15 protein-coding genes and 2 tRNA genes are annotated in these 15,961 nt (G+C 67.3%); all 17 read right to left on the bottom strand.

What is annotated here, in order from left to right; all coding sequences use genetic code 11:
- Positions 1-20 precede the first annotated feature (20 nt).
- The 17 genes from ACWA14_RS00085 to dnaA all read right to left on the bottom strand — a co-directional run bounded on the left by ACWA14_RS00085 (position 21) and on the right by dnaA (position 15,838).
- Positions 21-635, bottom strand: a complete 615-nt coding sequence (locus ACWA14_RS00085) for a hypothetical protein (protein WP_463795407.1) — start codon at positions 633-635, stop codon at positions 21-23.
- A complete protein-coding gene (locus ACWA14_RS00080) occupies positions 632-1,216 on the bottom strand; it encodes a DUF6286 domain-containing protein (RefSeq protein ID WP_463795406.1) in 585 nt (194 codons plus the stop codon). The genes ACWA14_RS00085 and ACWA14_RS00080 overlap by 4 nt, the downstream gene beginning before the upstream one ends.
- Positions 1,213-1,608, bottom strand: coding sequence for a hypothetical protein (locus ACWA14_RS00075; RefSeq protein WP_463795405.1), 396 nt, complete (start codon positions 1,606-1,608; stop codon positions 1,213-1,215). The genes ACWA14_RS00080 and ACWA14_RS00075 overlap by 4 nt, the downstream gene beginning before the upstream one ends.
- Entirely contained in the window at positions 1,608-1,796 is a 189-nt protein-coding gene (locus tag ACWA14_RS00070) for a DUF2273 domain-containing protein (RefSeq protein WP_463795404.1), read from the bottom strand. Before ACWA14_RS00070 ends, ACWA14_RS00075 begins: the two co-directional genes overlap by 1 nt.
- Entirely contained in the window at positions 1,793-2,320 is a 528-nt protein-coding gene (locus tag ACWA14_RS00065; protein ID WP_463795403.1) for an Asp23/Gls24 family envelope stress response protein, read from the bottom strand. The genes ACWA14_RS00070 and ACWA14_RS00065 overlap by 4 nt, the downstream gene beginning before the upstream one ends.
- A 225-nt stretch (positions 2,321-2,545) precedes the next feature.
- A tRNA-Ala gene (locus tag ACWA14_RS00060) sits at positions 2,546-2,618 on the bottom strand.
- 27 nt (positions 2,619-2,645) lie between these two features.
- Positions 2,646-2,719: transfer RNA gene (locus tag ACWA14_RS00055), tRNA-Ile, on the bottom strand.
- Between the two features lie 84 nt (positions 2,720-2,803).
- Entirely contained in the window at positions 2,804-3,757 is a 954-nt protein-coding gene (locus ACWA14_RS00050; protein WP_463795402.1) for a DUF4097 family beta strand repeat-containing protein, read from the bottom strand.
- Positions 3,754-4,443 (bottom strand): LuxR C-terminal-related transcriptional regulator, encoded by a 690-nt coding sequence (locus tag ACWA14_RS00045; protein WP_463795401.1) that lies wholly within the window; start codon positions 4,441-4,443, stop codon positions 3,754-3,756. Before ACWA14_RS00045 ends, ACWA14_RS00050 begins: the two co-directional genes overlap by 4 nt.
- On the bottom strand, positions 4,431-5,699 hold the full coding sequence (locus ACWA14_RS00040) for a sensor histidine kinase (RefSeq protein WP_463795400.1): 1,269 nt from the start codon (positions 5,697-5,699) through the stop codon (positions 4,431-4,433). The genes ACWA14_RS00045 and ACWA14_RS00040 overlap by 13 nt, the downstream gene beginning before the upstream one ends.
- A gap of 171 nt (positions 5,700-5,870) precedes the next feature.
- Positions 5,871-6,275, bottom strand: coding sequence for a DUF3566 domain-containing protein (locus ACWA14_RS00035; protein ID WP_463795399.1), 405 nt, complete (start codon positions 6,273-6,275; stop codon positions 5,871-5,873).
- Entirely contained in the window at positions 6,272-8,833 is a 2,562-nt protein-coding gene (gene gyrA / locus ACWA14_RS00030) for a DNA gyrase subunit A (RefSeq protein WP_463795398.1), read from the bottom strand. The genes ACWA14_RS00035 and gyrA overlap by 4 nt, the downstream gene beginning before the upstream one ends.
- 58 nt (positions 8,834-8,891) lie before the next feature.
- Complete coding sequence (gene gyrB, locus ACWA14_RS00025; RefSeq protein WP_463795397.1) at positions 8,892-10,982, bottom strand: DNA topoisomerase (ATP-hydrolyzing) subunit B; 2,091 nt, start codon at positions 10,980-10,982, stop codon at positions 8,892-8,894.
- 118 nt (positions 10,983-11,100) lie between these two features.
- Positions 11,101-11,616, bottom strand: coding sequence for a DciA family protein (locus ACWA14_RS00020; RefSeq protein WP_463795396.1), 516 nt, complete (start codon positions 11,614-11,616; stop codon positions 11,101-11,103).
- Positions 11,609-12,808: a DNA replication/repair protein RecF gene (gene recF / locus ACWA14_RS00015; RefSeq protein WP_463795395.1), complete on the bottom strand. Its 1,200-nt coding sequence runs from the start codon at positions 12,806-12,808 to the stop codon at positions 11,609-11,611. The genes ACWA14_RS00020 and recF overlap by 8 nt, the downstream gene beginning before the upstream one ends.
- Before the next feature lie 103 nt (positions 12,809-12,911).
- Complete coding sequence (gene dnaN / locus ACWA14_RS00010) at positions 12,912-14,054, bottom strand: DNA polymerase III subunit beta (protein ID WP_463795394.1); 1,143 nt, start codon at positions 14,052-14,054, stop codon at positions 12,912-12,914.
- A gap of 494 nt (positions 14,055-14,548) precedes the next feature.
- Positions 14,549-15,838 carry a chromosomal replication initiator protein DnaA gene (gene dnaA / locus ACWA14_RS00005; RefSeq protein WP_463797465.1) on the bottom strand — a complete coding sequence of 430 codons (1,290 nt, stop codon included), beginning with the start codon at positions 15,836-15,838 and terminating at the stop codon, positions 14,549-14,551.
- Positions 15,839-15,961 lie beyond the last annotated feature (123 nt).

The raw sequence follows: 15,961 nt of genomic DNA, 5'->3' as shown, positions 1-15,961 counted from the left end.
CTCCGATCAGGGGCGACGACTCAGGAGAGTCGGCGCTGGTCGTGGGCCAGGCGGGCCCGCAGACCGGTGTGGATCGAGATGTAGGTCTCGGTGTCGCGCCCGGTCAGGGTCGCCAGGTTGGTGAGGAGGCGGTCGACGTGGTCGACGAGGACGCGCGGATCCGTGTTCTGTCGCGGGGTGACCGCGACGTGCAGCACGGGCCGACGACGGATGTCGTTCGCTGTGACGTGCGTCGAGAGGATCTCGTCCCGCGTCGCGAGCGAGTTCTTCACGGCGTCCGACACGAACGACTCGGTGACCGTGACCCGGCCGAGCGGGTTCTGCGCGCCGGAGGAGCGCAGAACGGTCTTCGACCGGCGACCCGACACGCTGGTGAGCGCGAGGATCAGCAGCACGATCACGATCACGATCGCGGCGACCGCGCCGATCCCGAGCCACGTCGCCTGGCCTCCCGCGATCTGGGTCGACGCGAAGGCCTGGTCGAACCAGGATTCGGCGCCCTTTCCCGCGGATTTCCAGATGTCGGTGGCGGTGGGCCACGACATGATCGCGATCCCCACGGCTCCCAGACCGAGGAACAGCGCGCCGATGATGAGCAACAGGATGCGGTTCAACGCACGGTTGGTGTTGTTCACAGCTCGTCTTCCTTCTCGGTCGGGGTCTCGATGCGGACGCGGGTGCGCACGGATCGGGACAGACGGTAGGTGTCCAGCGCGGCCTGAGCGGCCGACTGCACGGAACTCTTCTCCAGGGGGATGCCGGCGCCCGGGCGCACGGTGACGTCGACGCTGCGGTGACCGACGCCGACGGTGATGTTCTCCCGGGCGATCCCCGTCTCATCGGACAGGTGCTGGGCCAGCGCGCTCGCGATGACGCCGTTGTCGACGACCACGGCGCGGTCACCCGCGTCGATCACGTGCTTCGACAGGCGACCAGGGGTGATCGCCAGCACGATGAAGACCAGGCCGATCAGGGCGAGGACGACGCTGCCGGCGATGACGAGCCCGGCAGGCTGCGCGGTGGGCAGTCCGACCAGCCACCCCCATCCGGCCACGGGCCCCGCCAGGAGGGCGGGCTGCGCGGCGAGGTACAGCACGACCTCGAGCGCGATGTAGGCGAGGGCGAGGATGAGGAGGATCACGGCGACGAACACCGCGACGGTCCGGGGCGAGTGGGTCTCGCGTCGTACGACGCGACGAAGCACAGGAGTACTCATCGCACTCTTCTCCTTTCCGGGATGGTGGCGCCGGTGATGGTGAGGTTGATCCGACTGACGTCTCGTCCGAGGAGAGTCGTCAGGCGCTGCTGCAGCTGTTCCTGCAGCTGACGCGCCCGCTCGAGGACCGGCATGGTCTGCGCGATCGCGGCGGTGTCGTCGAGGTCGGGGACGGGCAGCGGGGTGGCGATCCGGACGGCGAAGCCACCCGGGTGCTCGGTGACATCGACCTTCACGTCACCACGAGGCACGCCGATCAACGTCGCGGACGCCTGCTCGGTGACCGTCCGGTACACGCGCTCTCTCACGTCGATGCGACCGGGGACGGTGGCCCCGCTGGTGGCGACCCCGGAGGGGCCGCCACCGGCGGCGAGGTGCTGGTCGGCGCGCATCAGGAGGTACGCCGCCCGGTGAAGGCGTCAGCGAGCCCGCGCACGTCGAGCTTGCCGGACGCGATGCGACCGACGATCGCCCCGATCCCCGCGAACAGGGCCATGAGGAGGAATCCCCAGAAGCCGAACAGCAGGGCGGCGAGAGCGAGGAGGGCGCCGATCAGGGCGCCGGTGGTGGTGGGACTCATGCGACTCGCGACTCCTCGTTGTCGTCGTTCTCGGCGCCGGGGACGTGCACGTCGTTGACCTCGACGTTGACCTCGACGACCTCGAGACCGACCAGGCGGCTGATGGCACCGGCGACGGCGGCGCGCACGTTTCCGGCGACCTCCTGGATGGGGGCCGGGTACTCGACCACGATGGTCAGGTCGGCCGCGGCCTGGGTCTCGCCGACCTCGACCTTGACGCCCTGCGCGAGGTCGGTGGCGTTGATGACATCGCGGATCGCACCGAAGGCACGAGCTCCGCCGCCACCGAGTGCGTACACACCGGCGACCTCGCGTGCGGCGATACCGGCGACCTTGGCGACGACGCCGTCAGCGATCGTCGTCTTGCCGGCGGCGTGCTCGTCGGCGGGGACGCGCGACGCGGAGAACGTGGAGGAACGGTCGACGCGCGATGCGGCGGGCTTCGGAGCCGCGGCCTGCTTCGGAGCGGCCTGCGCGAGCTGCGCCTCGGCGGGGGTGGAGGTGTTCTGGTCCTGGTTTGCCATGACGATTCCTATCTCGACGGAAGTGCCGGCTCGGACCCCGGAAGGGCTTCGGCCGGGAGCGTGATGTGCGCTCATGGATAGGACGTGCGTCGGCACGGATTCGTCACAAAAAAGTTCGTGAGACCCGGGACCTGTTGTTAACAGGGTTGTTAACACCTGTGGATGACGGGGAAAACACGAAGGCCCCGCCGGAGCGGGGCCTTCGTGGACTGTCTCAACACAGTGTGGAGCCTAGGAGATTCGAACTCCTGACATCCTGCTTGCAAAGCAGGCGCTCTACCAACTGAGCTAAGGCCCCGTGAGGGAATTTCTTGAATTGAAAGGGTGGGGCTACCAGGACTTGAACCTGGGACCTCTTCATTATCAGTGAAGCGCTCTAACCGCCTGAGCTATAGCCCCGTCAACCTCCGAAACTTTACCGGAAGATCGCGGATTTACCCAATCGGGTGCGGGGGCCGTCGTGGCCCCCGCACCCGACGCGGTTCAGCGGCCAGGACGGATGGTCACACTGCCCGCGGAGAGGTCGACCTCGATGGTCCGGCGCGCCCCCGCCGACTGGTCGACCTTCGCGTCGAGGGATCCGGCGCTGATGTCCTGCACGATCGTGTAGGCCACGTCCGGCACCGTCAGATCGACCGAGCCGGCGCTCACATCGAGCCGGGTCTGCGTGGGTGCCGCCCCCGTCAGCTCGACCGCGAGGTCACCGGCCGAGACGCCCAGCACCACCTCATCCACGCTGTCGAGCAGGACGTCGGCGCGACCGGCGCTCATGTCGACGGCGAGGCTCGTGGCCGCGCCCTCCACATCGAGTGCCCCCGCGCTCACGTCGATGTCGAGGGCACCGAAGTCGCCGAGCACATCGAGGCTGCCGGCGTCGAGCGTGAGCGTCGCGTCGAGCTCCGCGTCACGGAGGCTCTCGGGAAGGGTGAGCACGGCCGATTGGTCATCGCCGAACCAGCTGCCGAACCACCACCCGAAGACTCTGTCCGGGCTGCGCACTATCAGCTCGTCGCCGTCGCGGTCGAGCGTCCAGGCGGGACCGCGGTCGTTCGTGACCGACAGGCGCGCCTCCTCCACCTCGCCGAACTCGATGCGCATGTTGCCGGCATCCACGTCCAGATCGATGCCGGTGATCCCGGCCACGTCCACGCTCTGCACGGAGTCGGCCGGTTCACTCGACGACGAGATCAGGGTGCCGGTGGCCGCCGCCGCGGCCGCCCCGCCCGAGCCGAGCAGCGCGATGCCGCCGACGATCGCCGTCACGATCATGACCGCCTTCGCGCCCCCGGAGCGGGTGACGTCGCCGGAAGGGACCGGGCCGGGCACCGCGGAGGGCGGCTCCGGTACCGCGGATGCCGTCGGCGCGGGCGGCGTGTATGCCGGCGGAGGCGTGAGCGGCGTCTGTCCGCCGTTCGGGTCGTTCTGTCCGGTGGTCATCGTGCCACTCCTGTCTGTCCGTTCGGAGGCGTCGGGCCCCCGGTGTTCTCGATGTGGGCGAGAGCGGCGAGCACGCGGCGGTTGCCCGACTCGCCCTGTTCGAAGCCCAGCTTCTGGAAGATGGCGGTGATGTGCTTCTCGACACTCGCCTCCGAGAGGAACAGCAGCCCGGCGATCGCCTGATTCGACTTGCCCTCGGCGATCAGCGCGAGCACCGTGCGTTCGCGCTCGGTGAGGCGCAGCATCCGGTCGTCCCGATTGCGGCGGGTGAGCAGCTGGGCGACGACCTCGGGGTCGAGCACCGTCGCCCCCTCGGAGATGCGCTGCACCGAGACGAGGAACTCCGACACGTCGGCCACCCGGTCCTTGAGCAGGTAGCCGAGGGGCCCGCCCGGCGCCGCGATGAGGTCGGACGCGTACCGCTCCTCCACGTACTGCGAGAGGACCAGGATCGCGAGCATCGGATGCAGAGCGCGCAGGTCGAGCGCGGCGCGGATGCCCTCGTCGGTGAACGTCGGGGGCAGCCGCACGTCGAGGATGCAGAGCTCCGGTTCCGTGGCGGAGACCGCCTCGGTGAGACCGTTCGTGTCGGGCAGGGCCGCGACCACCGTGTGGCCGGCGTCCTCCAGCAGCCGCACGAGTCCCTCGCGCAGCAGGACCGAGTCCTCGCAGATCAGGATGCGCATGGCACCGTCACCTCCAGGCTGGTCGGCCCGCCGACGGGGCTGTCGAGGCGGAAGGTGCCGCCGGCGGCGAGGATGCGGTTCGTGATGCCGTCGAGTCCCCCGCCGGGTTGCACCTGCGCGCCGCCCATGCCGTTGTCCTCGACCCGCGCCCAGAGGGTGCTCCCCTCACGCAGCCGCACCGTGACCCTGGCCTCGCTGGCGCGGGAGTGCTTGGCGGCGTTGGTCAGCGATTCCGCGATCGAGAAGTAGACCGCGGCCTCCGCCTCTCGGCTGCAGCGCCCGTCCATCCGCACGTCGAGGTGCACGGGGATGTGCGAGCGTCCGGCGAGGGCCGACAGGGCCGCATCGAGTCCGCGGTCGTCGAGCACCGAGGCGTGGATGCCCCGCGCGAGCTGCCGCAGCTCGGTGATGGCCGCCTTCGTCGACGTGTGCGCCTCCGAGATCAGCTCCTTGGCGGCATCCGGGTCGCTGTCGATCTTCTGCTGCGCGAGTCCCAGGGTCATGCCGACCGACACGAGTCGCGGCTGGACACCGTCGTGCAGGTCGCGTTCGATGCGGGTGCGCTCGACGTCGGCTGCCCGCACCGCCCCTTCGCGCTGCGCGGTGCTGGTGCGCACCCGCTCGGTCAGTTCGGCCTCGCGGCTGCGGATCACGATCGCCAGCGACAGCACGCGGTGCAGGAGCGCCAGGCCGATCATGCCGGCGAGGGACGCCGCGACGCCGAGGATGCCGATCACCGGCGCCCATCCGATGGGGATCCCGTCACCCCCGAAGGGTCCGATGACGGATTCCGCGGGGGTGAGCGGAGCGAAGGAGATGAACACCGACCAGACCAGGCTGTAGGCGAGTCGGAGGACGATGAAGCCGAGCACCGCGACGATCGCGAAGTTGGCGAGCGCCCGCCACATGCGTCCGTCGATCGACTGCCGCCCCAGCGCGCGCAGCCACCCCACGAAGCCCGGGCGATCCCGCGGCCGCCAGCGCAGCGGGGCGATCGGGACACGGTACAGCGCGCCCACGCGGGCGACTTCGAACCACCCGACGCCGAACAGGGCGTACACGAGACCCACGAGCAGGATCAGGCCCACGCCGGCGACGAAGAGCAGGCCGAGACCGGTGCCCAGGAGTCCGGACAGGATGGTGAAGATGCCGCCGCCGATGATCCCGATTCCGGCGAGATGCAGCACCGTGAGGAAGAGGCGCAGGGGCGGTCTCGCGGTGGTGGCCGCGGGAGGCGTGGCAGTCTGTGTGGTCATGCCTCCACGGTACGGCGACGCGGATCGCGCCGACACCGAGTCAGCCCGACAGTGGACTTCGGGTTTTCCCTACCCTGGCGCCGTCCGCGCCCCGTGAGCCGCGAACGACGAGACCCCGCCCTGCGCGATCGGCAGGACGGGGTCTCGGTGCGGCGACGGGTGTCGCGTCGGTCAGTTCGACATGAAGCCGACGAGCAGTCCGCCCGTCACCTTCACGGCGAGGTTGTAGATGCCGGCGACCACGGCGCCGAGCACCGTGAACACGATCAGGTTCAGGATCGCGACGACGGCCGCGAACGCCATGACCTGGGGCAGTCCGACGATCTCGGACAGCGCGATGGAGCCGTCGGAGAAGCTGCGGACGAACTCGTCCGCCGTCGTCATGATGTTGGTGGCCTGCAGCACGAGGTAGATGAGGAAGAACGACACCATCGTGACAACGGCGAGCGCGACGGCGCCGAGGAAGGAGAGCTTCACGGCCGACCAGAAGTCGACGTACACGAGGCGCAGGCGGACCTGCTTCCCCCCGGTCTTGCGCGTGGACTTCTTCGCCAGCTTGTCGGCTACCGTGCTCATGCGTCTGCTTCCTCAGGGTTCTCGGTCGTCTCGGGGGTGGCGGTTGCGGGCTCCGCCTCCACCTCACCCGACTCGTCGTCCTCGGTGAGGCCCCGCTCACCGTTGCGGGCGATGGCGAGGATGCGGTCGGCTTCCGTCGTCCGTGCGAACACCACTCCCATGGTGTCGCGACCCTTGGCGGGCACCTCGGCCACGGCAGAGCGTACCACCTTGCCGCTGGAGAGAACCACCAAGACCTCGTCGTCATCCGACACGATCAGACCACCCGCGAGAGTGCCCCGATCATCGTGGAGTTTGGCCACCTTGATGCCGAATCCGCCGCGTCCCTGCACGCGGTATTCCTCGACCGCGGTGCGCTTCGCGTACCCGCCGTCGGTGACCACGAACACGAACTGACCCGCGGCGGCGACCGATGCCGAGAGCAGGCTGTCGCCGTCGCGGAACTTCATCCCCTTCACACCCGCGGTGGCACGGCCCATCGGACGGAGCGCCTCGTCGGTCGCGCTGAATCGCACCGACATGCCGCGACGGCTGATCAGGAGGATGTCATCCGTGGAGTCGACCAGCAGAGCGCTGACGAGTTCGTCGTCGTCGTTCAGACGGATCGCGATGACGCCGCCCTGACGGTTCGTGTCGTACACGTCGAGGCGCGTCTTCTTCACCAGGCCCCGGTGCGTCGCGAGCACGAGGTAGTCGGCGACCTGGTAATCGCGGATGTCCAGGACCTGCGCGATGTTCTCGTCGGGCTGCAGCGCCAGCAGGTTCGCGACGTGCGTGCCCTTCGCGTCACGGCCGGCCTCGGGCACCTCGTAGGTCTTCGCGCGGTACACGCGGCCCTTGTCGGTGAAGAACAGCAGCCAGTGGTGCGTCGTCGTCACGAAGAAGTGCTCGACGATGTCGTCCGCTCGCAGCTGCGCGCCCTTGATGCCCTTGCCGCCGCGGTGCTGCGACCGGTAGTTGTCGCTGCGCGTGCGCTTGATGTACCCCTCGCGGGTGACGGTGACGACCATCTCCTCTTCCGCGATCAGGTCTTCCATCGAGACGTCGCCGTCGAAGCCGTGCAGGATGTGCGTGCGACGGTCGTCGCCGAAGCGGTCGACGATCGCCGTGAGCTCCTCGCGGATGATCGTGCGCTGACGGGACTCGTCGGCGAGGATCTCCTTGTAGTCGGTGATCAGCGCTTCGAGCTCGTTCGCCTGCTCGATGATCTTCTGACGCTCGAGCGCGGCGAGACGACGCAGCTGCATCTGCAGGATGGCATCGGCCTGGATCTCGTCGATGTCGAGGAGCTTCTGCAGACCCTCGTTCGCCTCCTGCGTGGTCTGCGACCGGCGGATGAGGGCGATGACCTCGTCGAGCGCGTCGAGTGCCTTGAGGTACGCACGCAGGATGTGCATGCGCTTCTCCGCCTCGCGGAGCCGGTACTCGGTGCGACGGATGATGACTTCGATCTGGTGCGAGATCCAGTACGAGATGAAGCCGTCGATCGCGAGCGTCCGCGGCACGCCGTCGACGATCGCGAGCATGTTCGCGCCGAAGTTCTCCTGCAGCTGCGTGTGCTTGTACAGGTTGTTCAGCACGACCTTCGCGACCGCGTCGCGCTTGAGCACGACCACGAGGCGCTGACCCGTGCGGTCGGAGGACTCGTCCCGGATGTCGGCGATGCCGCTGATCTTGCCGTCGCGGACGAGGTCGCCGATCTTCACCGCGACGTTGTCGGGGTTGACCTGGTACGGCAGCTCGGTGATGACCAGGCACGTGCGACCCTGGACCTCCTCGACGTTCACGACGGCACGCATCGTGATCGAGCCGCGGCCCGTGCGGTACGCCTCGTGGATGCCCTTGGTGCCCAGGATCTGCGCGCCGGTCGGGAAGTCCGGCCCCGGGATGCGCTGGATCAGGCCGTCGAGCATCTCCTCGCGGGTGACGTCGGGGTTGTCCAGCGCCCACAGAGCCGCATCGGAGACCTCGCGGAGGTTGTGCGGCGGGATGTTGGTGGCCATGCCGACCGCGATGCCGACCGAACCGTTGACGAGCAGGTTCGGGAACCGGGCGGGCAGGACCGTCGGCTCCTGCGTCTGGCCGTCGTAGTTGTCCTGGAAGTCGACGGTCTCCTCTTCGATGTCGCGCACCATCTCGAGCGCGAGCGGAGCCATCTTCGTCTCGGTGTACCGGGGGGCCGCGGCGCCCATGTTGCCGGGAGAGCCGAAGTTGCCCTGCCCGAGAGCGAGCGGATACCGCAGCGACCACGGCTGCACGAGGCGGACCAGGGCGTCGTAGATCGCCGAGTCGCCGTGCGGGTGGTACTGACCCATGACCTCGCCGACCACGCGGGCGCACTTCGAGAACGACTTGTCGGGGCGGAAGCCGCCGTCGTACATGCCGTAGATCACACGGCGGTGCACGGGCTTGAGCCCGTCGCGCACATCCGGGAGGGCGCGACCGACGATCACGGCCATCGCGTAGTCGAGATAGCTGCGCTGCATCTCGAACTGCAGGTCGACCTGGTCGATCTTGCCGTGTTCGTGTGCCAGCTCGGGGCGTTCTTCGTCAGTCATGTGTCAATCTCTCTGCGTCGCTGCCTGATCTGTCCTCGGGGGCTCGGAGCCCACCGGGTCAGATGTCGAGGAAGCGCACGTCCTTGGCGTTGCGCTGGATGAAGCTGCGGCGGGACTCGACGTCCTCGCCCATCAGCACACTGAAGATCTCATCCGCGGCCGCGGCATCCTCGATCGTGATCTGCTGGAGGGTGCGCGTGCTGTGATCCATCGTGGTCTCCCACAGCTCCTTCGGGTTCATCTCACCGAGACCCTTGTAGCGCTGGATGCCGGCATCCTTCGGGATCCGCTTGCCGTTGTCGAGGCCGAACTTCAGCAGCGCATCGCGCTCGGCGTCGCTGAAGACGTACTCGTGGGCGGAGTTCGACCACTTCAGGCGGTACAGCGGCGGCATCGCGAGGTAGACGAAGCCCGCCTCGATGAGTCCGCGCATGTAGCGGAACAGCAGCGTCAGCAGCAGCGTCGTGATGTGCTGGCCGTCGACGTCGGCATCCGCCATCAGGACGATCTTGTGATACCGGGCCTTCTCGATGTCGAAGTCCTCGCCGATGCCCGTGCCGAAGGCCTGGATCATCGCCTGGACCTCGCGGTTGCCGAGGGCCTTGTCGAGACGCGCGCGCTCGACGTTGAGGATCTTGCCGCGGAGAGCCAGGATCGCCTGCGTGTGCGGGTCGCGTCCCTGCACGGCGGAGCCACCGGCGGAGTCTCCCTCCACCAGGAAGATCTCGCTGATCGAGGGGTCCTTGCTCGTGCAGTCCTTGAGCTTGTCGGGCATCGCGGCCGACTCGAACACGCTCTTGCGCCGGGCGGTCTCGCGAGCCTTGCGCGCCGCGAGGCGTGCGGTCGCGGCATCGAGCGCCTTGCGGATGATGTTCCTGGCCTGCGCGGGGTTGCGATCGAACCAGTCGCCGAGCTGATCGCCCACGACCTTCTGCACGAAGGCCTTCGCCTCGGTGTTGCCGAGCTTCGTCTTCGTCTGGCCCTCGAACTGCGGTTCGCCGAGCTTGATCGAGATGACCGCGGTCAGCCCTTCGCGGACGTCGTCGCCGGAGAGGTTGTCGTCCTTCTCCTTGAGGATGTTGTTCGCGCGGGCGTACTTGTTGACCAGCGTGGTCAGCGCCGCACGGAATCCCTCCTCGTGCGTTCCGCCCTCGTGGGTGTTGATGGTGTTCGCGTAGGTGAACACGTTCTCGGTGTACGAGGTGGTCCACTGCATCGCGACCTCGAGCGAGATCTTGCGCGTCGTGTCCTCCGACTCGAACGCGATGATCTCCTCGTTCACGACCTCCGCGTGACGCACCTTGTTGAGGTACTCGACGTAGTCGACCAGCCCGCGCTCGTAGAAGAAGACGTCACCCGGCTGCTTGGTGATCGCCTGGCCCTCTTCCTCGACCTCGTAGGCGGAGGACTCGCGCTCGTCGAGCAGCTCGATGCGCAGTCCCTTGTTGAGGAACGCCATCTGCTGGAAGCGCGTGCGCAGGATGTCGTAGTCGAAGTCGGTGGTCTCAGTGAAGATCGAGGCGTCCGGCCAGAACGTGATGCTGGTTCCGGTCTCGTCGGTGGCCTCGCCCTTCTCGAGCTGCTGCTGCGGCACACCGCCGTCGGCGAAGCTGTGGTGCCAGACGAAGCCCTTCTGCTTGACGTGTACCTCGAAGCGCGTCGACAGCGCGTTCACGACCGAGGAGCCGACGCCGTGCAGACCGCCGGAGACGGCGTAGGCGCCGCCGCCGAACTTGCCACCCGCGTGCAGGATGGTCAGCACGACCTCGACCGTCGACTTCGACGGGTCGGAGGAGTGCGGGTCGACCGGGATCCCTCGACCGTTGTCGATCACGCGGACGCCGCCGTCTTCGAGCAGCGTCACGTGGATCGTGTCGGCGTACCCGGCGAGGGCCTCGTCGACGGAGTTGTCGACGATCTCGTAGACCAGGTGGTGCAGACCACGCGGGCCGGTCGAGCCGATGTACATGCCGGGGCGCTTGCGCACGGCCTCGAGGCCTTCGAGGATCTGGATCGAGTCCGCCCCGTACTCACCCGGCTGCTTCACCTTGGGGGAGATCGATGTGGACGTCTTCTCCGAGCCGGTCTCCGGTTCGGGGGTTCCCTCGGTGTGGGATTCTGGCTCGTCAGCAGGTGATTCAGGCGTCATCAGAGGGCATTCTCCACATCGATATCACGAACCTCCATTCTAGCGGGATTTCGAAGCGAAATCCCGCTGAACGGCCGTGTGTGGCCCTCTGAGCCTCTCGGACCCTCCCGATGGTGCCCTACCCGTAGGTATCGCGCGGACCCCGCCCTGGGACGACTCTGGGACCCCATTTCCAGGAGGGAACGTCGGGTCCGATGAAGCGGATGTTGTCCACGCCGGCGTCCGGATACCGTCGACCGATCTCCGTCACGATCGTGGCGCGCATGTACTGCAGGTTCTTCGCCCAGGCCGTGGAGTCGCACTTCACCGTGAGCAGGCCGCGCTCGAGCGAGACCGGCTCCGAGTGCTTGGCGGTGTCGGCCCCGGCGAGATCGGCCCACTGCCGAACGAGATCCTCCCGCGCGAGCGGCACCTGCCAGCCGGAGTCGCGCGTGAGCTTGTCGAGCACCGCACCGAGGGAGCCCGGGTCGCGACCGGGAGTGAACGGGGCGTTGTCATCGTCGACGACCACGCGCCGCTTGCGCTTCCATGATTTGGAGCTCGGGTTCAACCCTCGCAGACGCAGGTAGGTCGCGACCGTCTCGGGAGCGTCGGGGGCAGCAGGGACCGCGGGAACCGCGGGATTCTCAGTCATCTGCCACCTCCTCGCCGTCCGATGCTTCCGGAACGTCCGACGTCACGTCGCGCTCGTCGCTGATGCTGCCGGCGTTGATGCGCACCACATGGGAGTGCAGCACCGCAGGAATATCCTCCTCCACGGCCGCCGTCACCACCACCTGCTCGTACCCGGCGGTCAGGGCCGCCAGCCGCTGACGGCGGTCGGCGTCGAGCTCCGCGAACACGTCGTCGAGGATCAGCACGGGGTCTCCCGCGGGTGATTCGCTGCGCAGCAGCTCCGCCGACGCCAGTCGCAGGGCGAGCGCGACCGACCACGACTCTCCGTGCGAGGCGTAGCCCTTCACCGGAAGCCCGCGCACCCGCAGGATCAGGTCATCGCGATGGGGGCCGGTGAGCGTGAGTCCGCGTTCGAGCTCGTTCGCGCGCTTCGCGAGCAGCGCCGCCTGGAACATCTCGGCGATGTCGCCTGAGGTCTCGGCCGGTGCTTCCACGCCGTCTTCCGGGTCGGCGCCGCGCACGGACAGCGCCCAGTCGAGCTGAGGACGATGGTCCTCCCCCGCGATCGCCGCATAAGCCTCGGCCACCGGGGTCTGCAGGTCGGCGGCCAACCGCTGGCGGGCCAGGATGATCTCGGAACCGAGGGCGACGAGCTTGTCGTCCCACACATCGAGCGTGCTGAGACCTTCGCCCTTGATCCCCCGCGCCCGGGCGGATTTCAGCAGGGCGTTGCGCTGCTTGAGCACGCGGTCGTAGTCGGCGAGCACCGCCGACAGGCGCGGCGTGCGCTGGACGAGCAGCTGATCCATGAATCGACGGCGTGCGGAGGGATCGCCGCGCACGATCTGCAGGTCTTCCGGAGCGAAGAGCACCACATGCGCGTAGCGAGGAAGCTCGTTCGGCTTGGACAGCGAGCCGTTGATGCGAGCCTTGTTCGATCCCTGCTTGTTCAGCTGGACTTCCACGAGAACCCGGCGCTCCCCATGCGCGAGCCGCGCACGGATGATGGCGAACTCCTGCCCTTCGCGCACCATCGGGGCGTCGGAGGAGACGCGATGCGACCCGAGCGTCGCGAGGAACACGACCGCTTCCGCGAGATTCGTCTTTCCCTGACCGTTGCGGCCCACGAGCACGTTGGGCCCGCGGTGGAGCGCGAGATCGGCCGTCGCGTAATTGCGGAAATCGACCAGGCTCAGGTGTTCCACGATCACGGATTCACACTACCTTCGCCCTCGGACATCGGATTCCGGCAGCACTCCCCCGTCTGATCCGCCGTGACCGGGCGAACACCCGACGGATCCGTGCGGAAGAACCTCAGCGCAGGAGGAGGTTGGGCTGCAGCAGGTACTTGAACGAGTCCAGACCTGCCTGGTCGACCGAGGTCTGACTCGTGATCAGCACGGGGCTGAGCTTGTTGGCGTTGTCGCTCGAGGTGAACGTGACGCGCACGAACTCGCTCTTGACCGCGCCCAGCGCCTCGATCAGGTACTGCGGGTTGAGTCCGAGCGTCACGTCGTCGCCACCGTGCAGGATCGCATCCACCGACTCCGAGGCACGCGCGTGCTCGCTGCCGGAGGCGTCCATGGTGACGCTGTCCTGCGAGAACGTGAACCGCAGCGGAGCGGCCCGGTCGAGCACGAGCGCCACGCGCCGCACGGCCTCGACCAGATCGGCGGTGTTGACGACCGCGTAGTGATCGGTCTGCTCCGGGAACAACCGGCGGACGGGCGGGAAGTTGCCCTTGATCAGCAGCGATGTCACGGTCTTGTTGCCCGAGGTGAACGCGATGATCTCGCGATCACCGGCACCCGAGAAGGCGATCTGGATGTTCCCGGCGTGACCGAAGGTCTTGCCGACCTCGAGCAGCGTGCGTGCGGGGACCAGAGCGGACTGATCCACGGCCTCGCCGTCCCAGGGCACGTCGCGCAGCGACACCCGGTAACGGTCGGTGGCGACGAGGCTCAGGCTCTGTCCGGAGACCTCGAGCTGCACACCGGTGAGGACGGGGGTGACGTCGTCGCGGGAGGCAGCGAAGCCGACCTGCGAGATCGCGGTGCCGAAATCATCAGCCGGAACGACGCCGGAGGAGCCGGAGACCTCGGGGATCGAGGGATATTCCTCGACCGGCATGGCTGCCAGCGTGAATCGTGCGGATCCGCAGGTGACCGCGATCCCGCCGTCATCCTCGACGGCGATCTCGATCGGAGCGTTCGGCAGACGGTTGGCGATGTCGGAGAGGAGACGGCCGTGGACCAGGATCGTGCCCGGTGTGTCCACGGTGGCTTCGATGGTGGTGCGCGCGGAGGCCTCGTAGTCGAATGCCGAGAGGGTGAGACCGGAGCCGTCGGCTTCGATCAGGACACCGGCCAGGATCGGCTGCGGGTTTCGTTGGGGGAGCAGCTTGACGACGAATGAGACGGCCTCGCTGAAGACATCGCGGTTTACCTGAAACCTCACTGGTGCTCCCTTGTCGTCATGCGGCGACGTGTTCGTCGTCGGTCCCTGTGCAGGGCTTCCCATGCTAGCCCCACAGTCCGGCTGATCCCTACGCTCCGACGCGAGGTGATCCGGATCGGCTCTCCCCACCTTCTGGTGATCGGATCGCGCTCTCTTCAGGGTTAACTCCTTAACGGTGTTAACAGCTGTGGAATCTGTGGATAACTCGGTGGATAGTAGTCGCGAGTAGGGAACTACACGATTGTCAGTTGTGGAATCCCTGAGGAATACGCGGGTGGACAGCCATCGGGTGCTTTCCCCCGTCCCCGGAGTTATCCACAGGTTTCACCATTTCGTGCACATTCCGGGCACCCGGTTTCACGCTCATCCACAAGTTATCCACATGTGCATAGAGGCATCTACGGATCCCGCGTCAGGCGTGTCGCGAAGACGCAGAAGGGGATGCGGCACCCGTGTGGATGCCGCATCCCCTCCTCTCGAGGCGGTTCGAGCCGTCAGCGACGCCCGAGCTGCGTGGTGATCTCGGTGACCTGGTTGTAGATCGAGCGGCGCTCCTTCATGAGCTCGCTGATCTTCTTGTACGCGTACATGACCGTGGTGTGGTCGCGGTTGCCGAACAGCTGGCCGATCTTCGGCAGAGACAGGCTCGTGCGCTCGCGGCACAGGTACATGGCGATCTGGCGTGAGGTCGCGATCTGCTGCGAGCGGCTGGATCCGTACAGGTCGTCGACCGTGAGCTTGAAGTACTGTGCCGTCGCCGTGATGATGTCGGTCGGGGAGATGATGTTGTCCTCGGCCGTGTCCACGATGTCCCGGAGCACGGTCTGCGCGAGTGAGATGTCGAGCGCCGATCGGTTGAGGCTCGCGAATGCAGAGACCCGGATGAGAGCGCCCTCCAGCTCGCGGATGTTGGAGGACACCACGGTCGCGATGTACTCGAGCACCTCGTCGGGGATGTGCATCGCCTCGCTCTGCGCCTTCTTGCGGAGAATGGCGATGCGGGTCTCGAGGTCAGGCGCCTGCACGTCGGTGATCAGGCCCCACTCGAAGCGGCTGCGCATGCGGTCCTCGAAGCCGGTCAGGTGCTTCGGCGCGACATCGCTGGTGATCACGACCTGCTTGTTGTGATCGTGCAGCGTGTTGAAGGTGTGGAAGAAGGCCTCCTGTGTCTCGGCGCGACCCTGGAGGAACTGGATGTCGTCGATCAGGAGGATGTCGACCTCGCGGTAGCGCGCCTGGAAGGCGGCGCCGCGGTTGTTGGCGATCGAGTTGATGAAGTCGTTGGTGAACTCCTCGCTCGAGACGTAGCGCACCTTCACACCCGGATAGAGGGATTGCGCATAGTCGCCGATCGCGTGCAGGAGGTGGGTCTTGCCCAGACCGGAGTCGCCGTAGATGAAGAGCGGGTTGTACGCCTTCGCCGGTGCCTCGGCTACCGCGACCGCTGCGGCGTGGGCGAAACGGTTGGACTGGCCGATCACGAAGTTGTCGAAGGTGTACTTCGGGTTCAGACGCGATTCGTGGCGCATCTGCGTCGGCTGCTCCATCGGCGACTCGACGCGCAGGTGATCCTGACGCGCGAAATCGCCGTCGCTGCGACCGAAGTCGCCGACGGAGATCGGCGCGGTCTGCTGTTCGGCCAGCTCGTGGTTGACCACGACGCGGAACGAGGTGACCTCGTCGCCGATGTGGGAGAGGGCCTCCATGATCGGCAGTCGCAACCGCTTGTTGATCTGCGCCGCGGTGAGGTCGTTGGGAACGTCGAGGTAGAGCGTCGCGGCCATCACGCCGGCGGGGACGGCCAGGCTGAGGAAGCCCTGCAGCTGCGGCGTGACGCGGTCATCGTCGACGAGCAGCTCCTGCACCGTGGTCCAGATCGGAACGTCGGGCTGGGCAGGTGATGACAT

The sequence above is a fragment of the Microbacterium sp. TW_SC_2 genome, from assembly GCF_055361165.1.
The sequence above is the reverse complement of the archived record's forward strand: the minus strand, read 5'-3'. Positions and strand labels throughout refer to the sequence as shown.

What these genes read in the sequence shown, in the direction of transcription:
- ACWA14_RS00035 (WP_463795399.1), bottom strand. Translation starts at nt 6,275, where the DNA reads ATGAGCACGGTAGCCGACAAGCTGGCGAAGAAGTCCACGCGCAAGACC.
- ACWA14_RS00065 (WP_463795403.1), bottom strand. Translation starts at nt 2,320, where the DNA reads ATGGCAAACCAGGACCAGAACACCTCCACCCCCGCCGAGGCGCAGCTC.
- ACWA14_RS00020 (WP_463795396.1), bottom strand. Translation starts at nt 11,616, where the DNA reads ATGACTGAGAATCCCGCGGTTCCCGCGGTCCCTGCTGCCCCCGACGCT.
- ACWA14_RS00045 (WP_463795401.1), bottom strand. Translation starts at nt 4,443, where the DNA reads ATGCGCATCCTGATCTGCGAGGACTCGGTCCTGCTGCGCGAGGGACTC.
- ACWA14_RS00040 (WP_463795400.1), bottom strand. Translation starts at nt 5,699, where the DNA reads ATGACCACACAGACTGCCACGCCTCCCGCGGCCACCACCGCGAGACCG.
- ACWA14_RS00080 (WP_463795406.1), bottom strand. Translation starts at nt 1,216, where the DNA reads ATGAGTACTCCTGTGCTTCGTCGCGTCGTACGACGCGAGACCCACTCG.
- dnaA (WP_463797465.1), bottom strand. Translation starts at nt 15,838, where the DNA reads ATGGCCGCGACGCTCTACCTCGACGTTCCCAACGACCTCACCGCGGCG.
- gyrB (WP_463795397.1), bottom strand. Translation starts at nt 10,982, where the DNA reads ATGACGCCTGAATCACCTGCTGACGAGCCAGAATCCCACACCGAGGGA.
- ACWA14_RS00050 (WP_463795402.1), bottom strand. Translation starts at nt 3,757, where the DNA reads ATGACCACCGGACAGAACGACCCGAACGGCGGACAGACGCCGCTCACG.
- ACWA14_RS00070 (WP_463795404.1), bottom strand. Translation starts at nt 1,796, where the DNA reads ATGAGTCCCACCACCACCGGCGCCCTGATCGGCGCCCTCCTCGCTCTC.
- ACWA14_RS00075 (WP_463795405.1), bottom strand. Translation starts at nt 1,608, where the DNA reads ATGCGCGCCGACCAGCACCTCGCCGCCGGTGGCGGCCCCTCCGGGGTC.
- gyrA (WP_463795398.1), bottom strand. Translation starts at nt 8,833, where the DNA reads ATGACTGACGAAGAACGCCCCGAGCTGGCACACGAACACGGCAAGATC.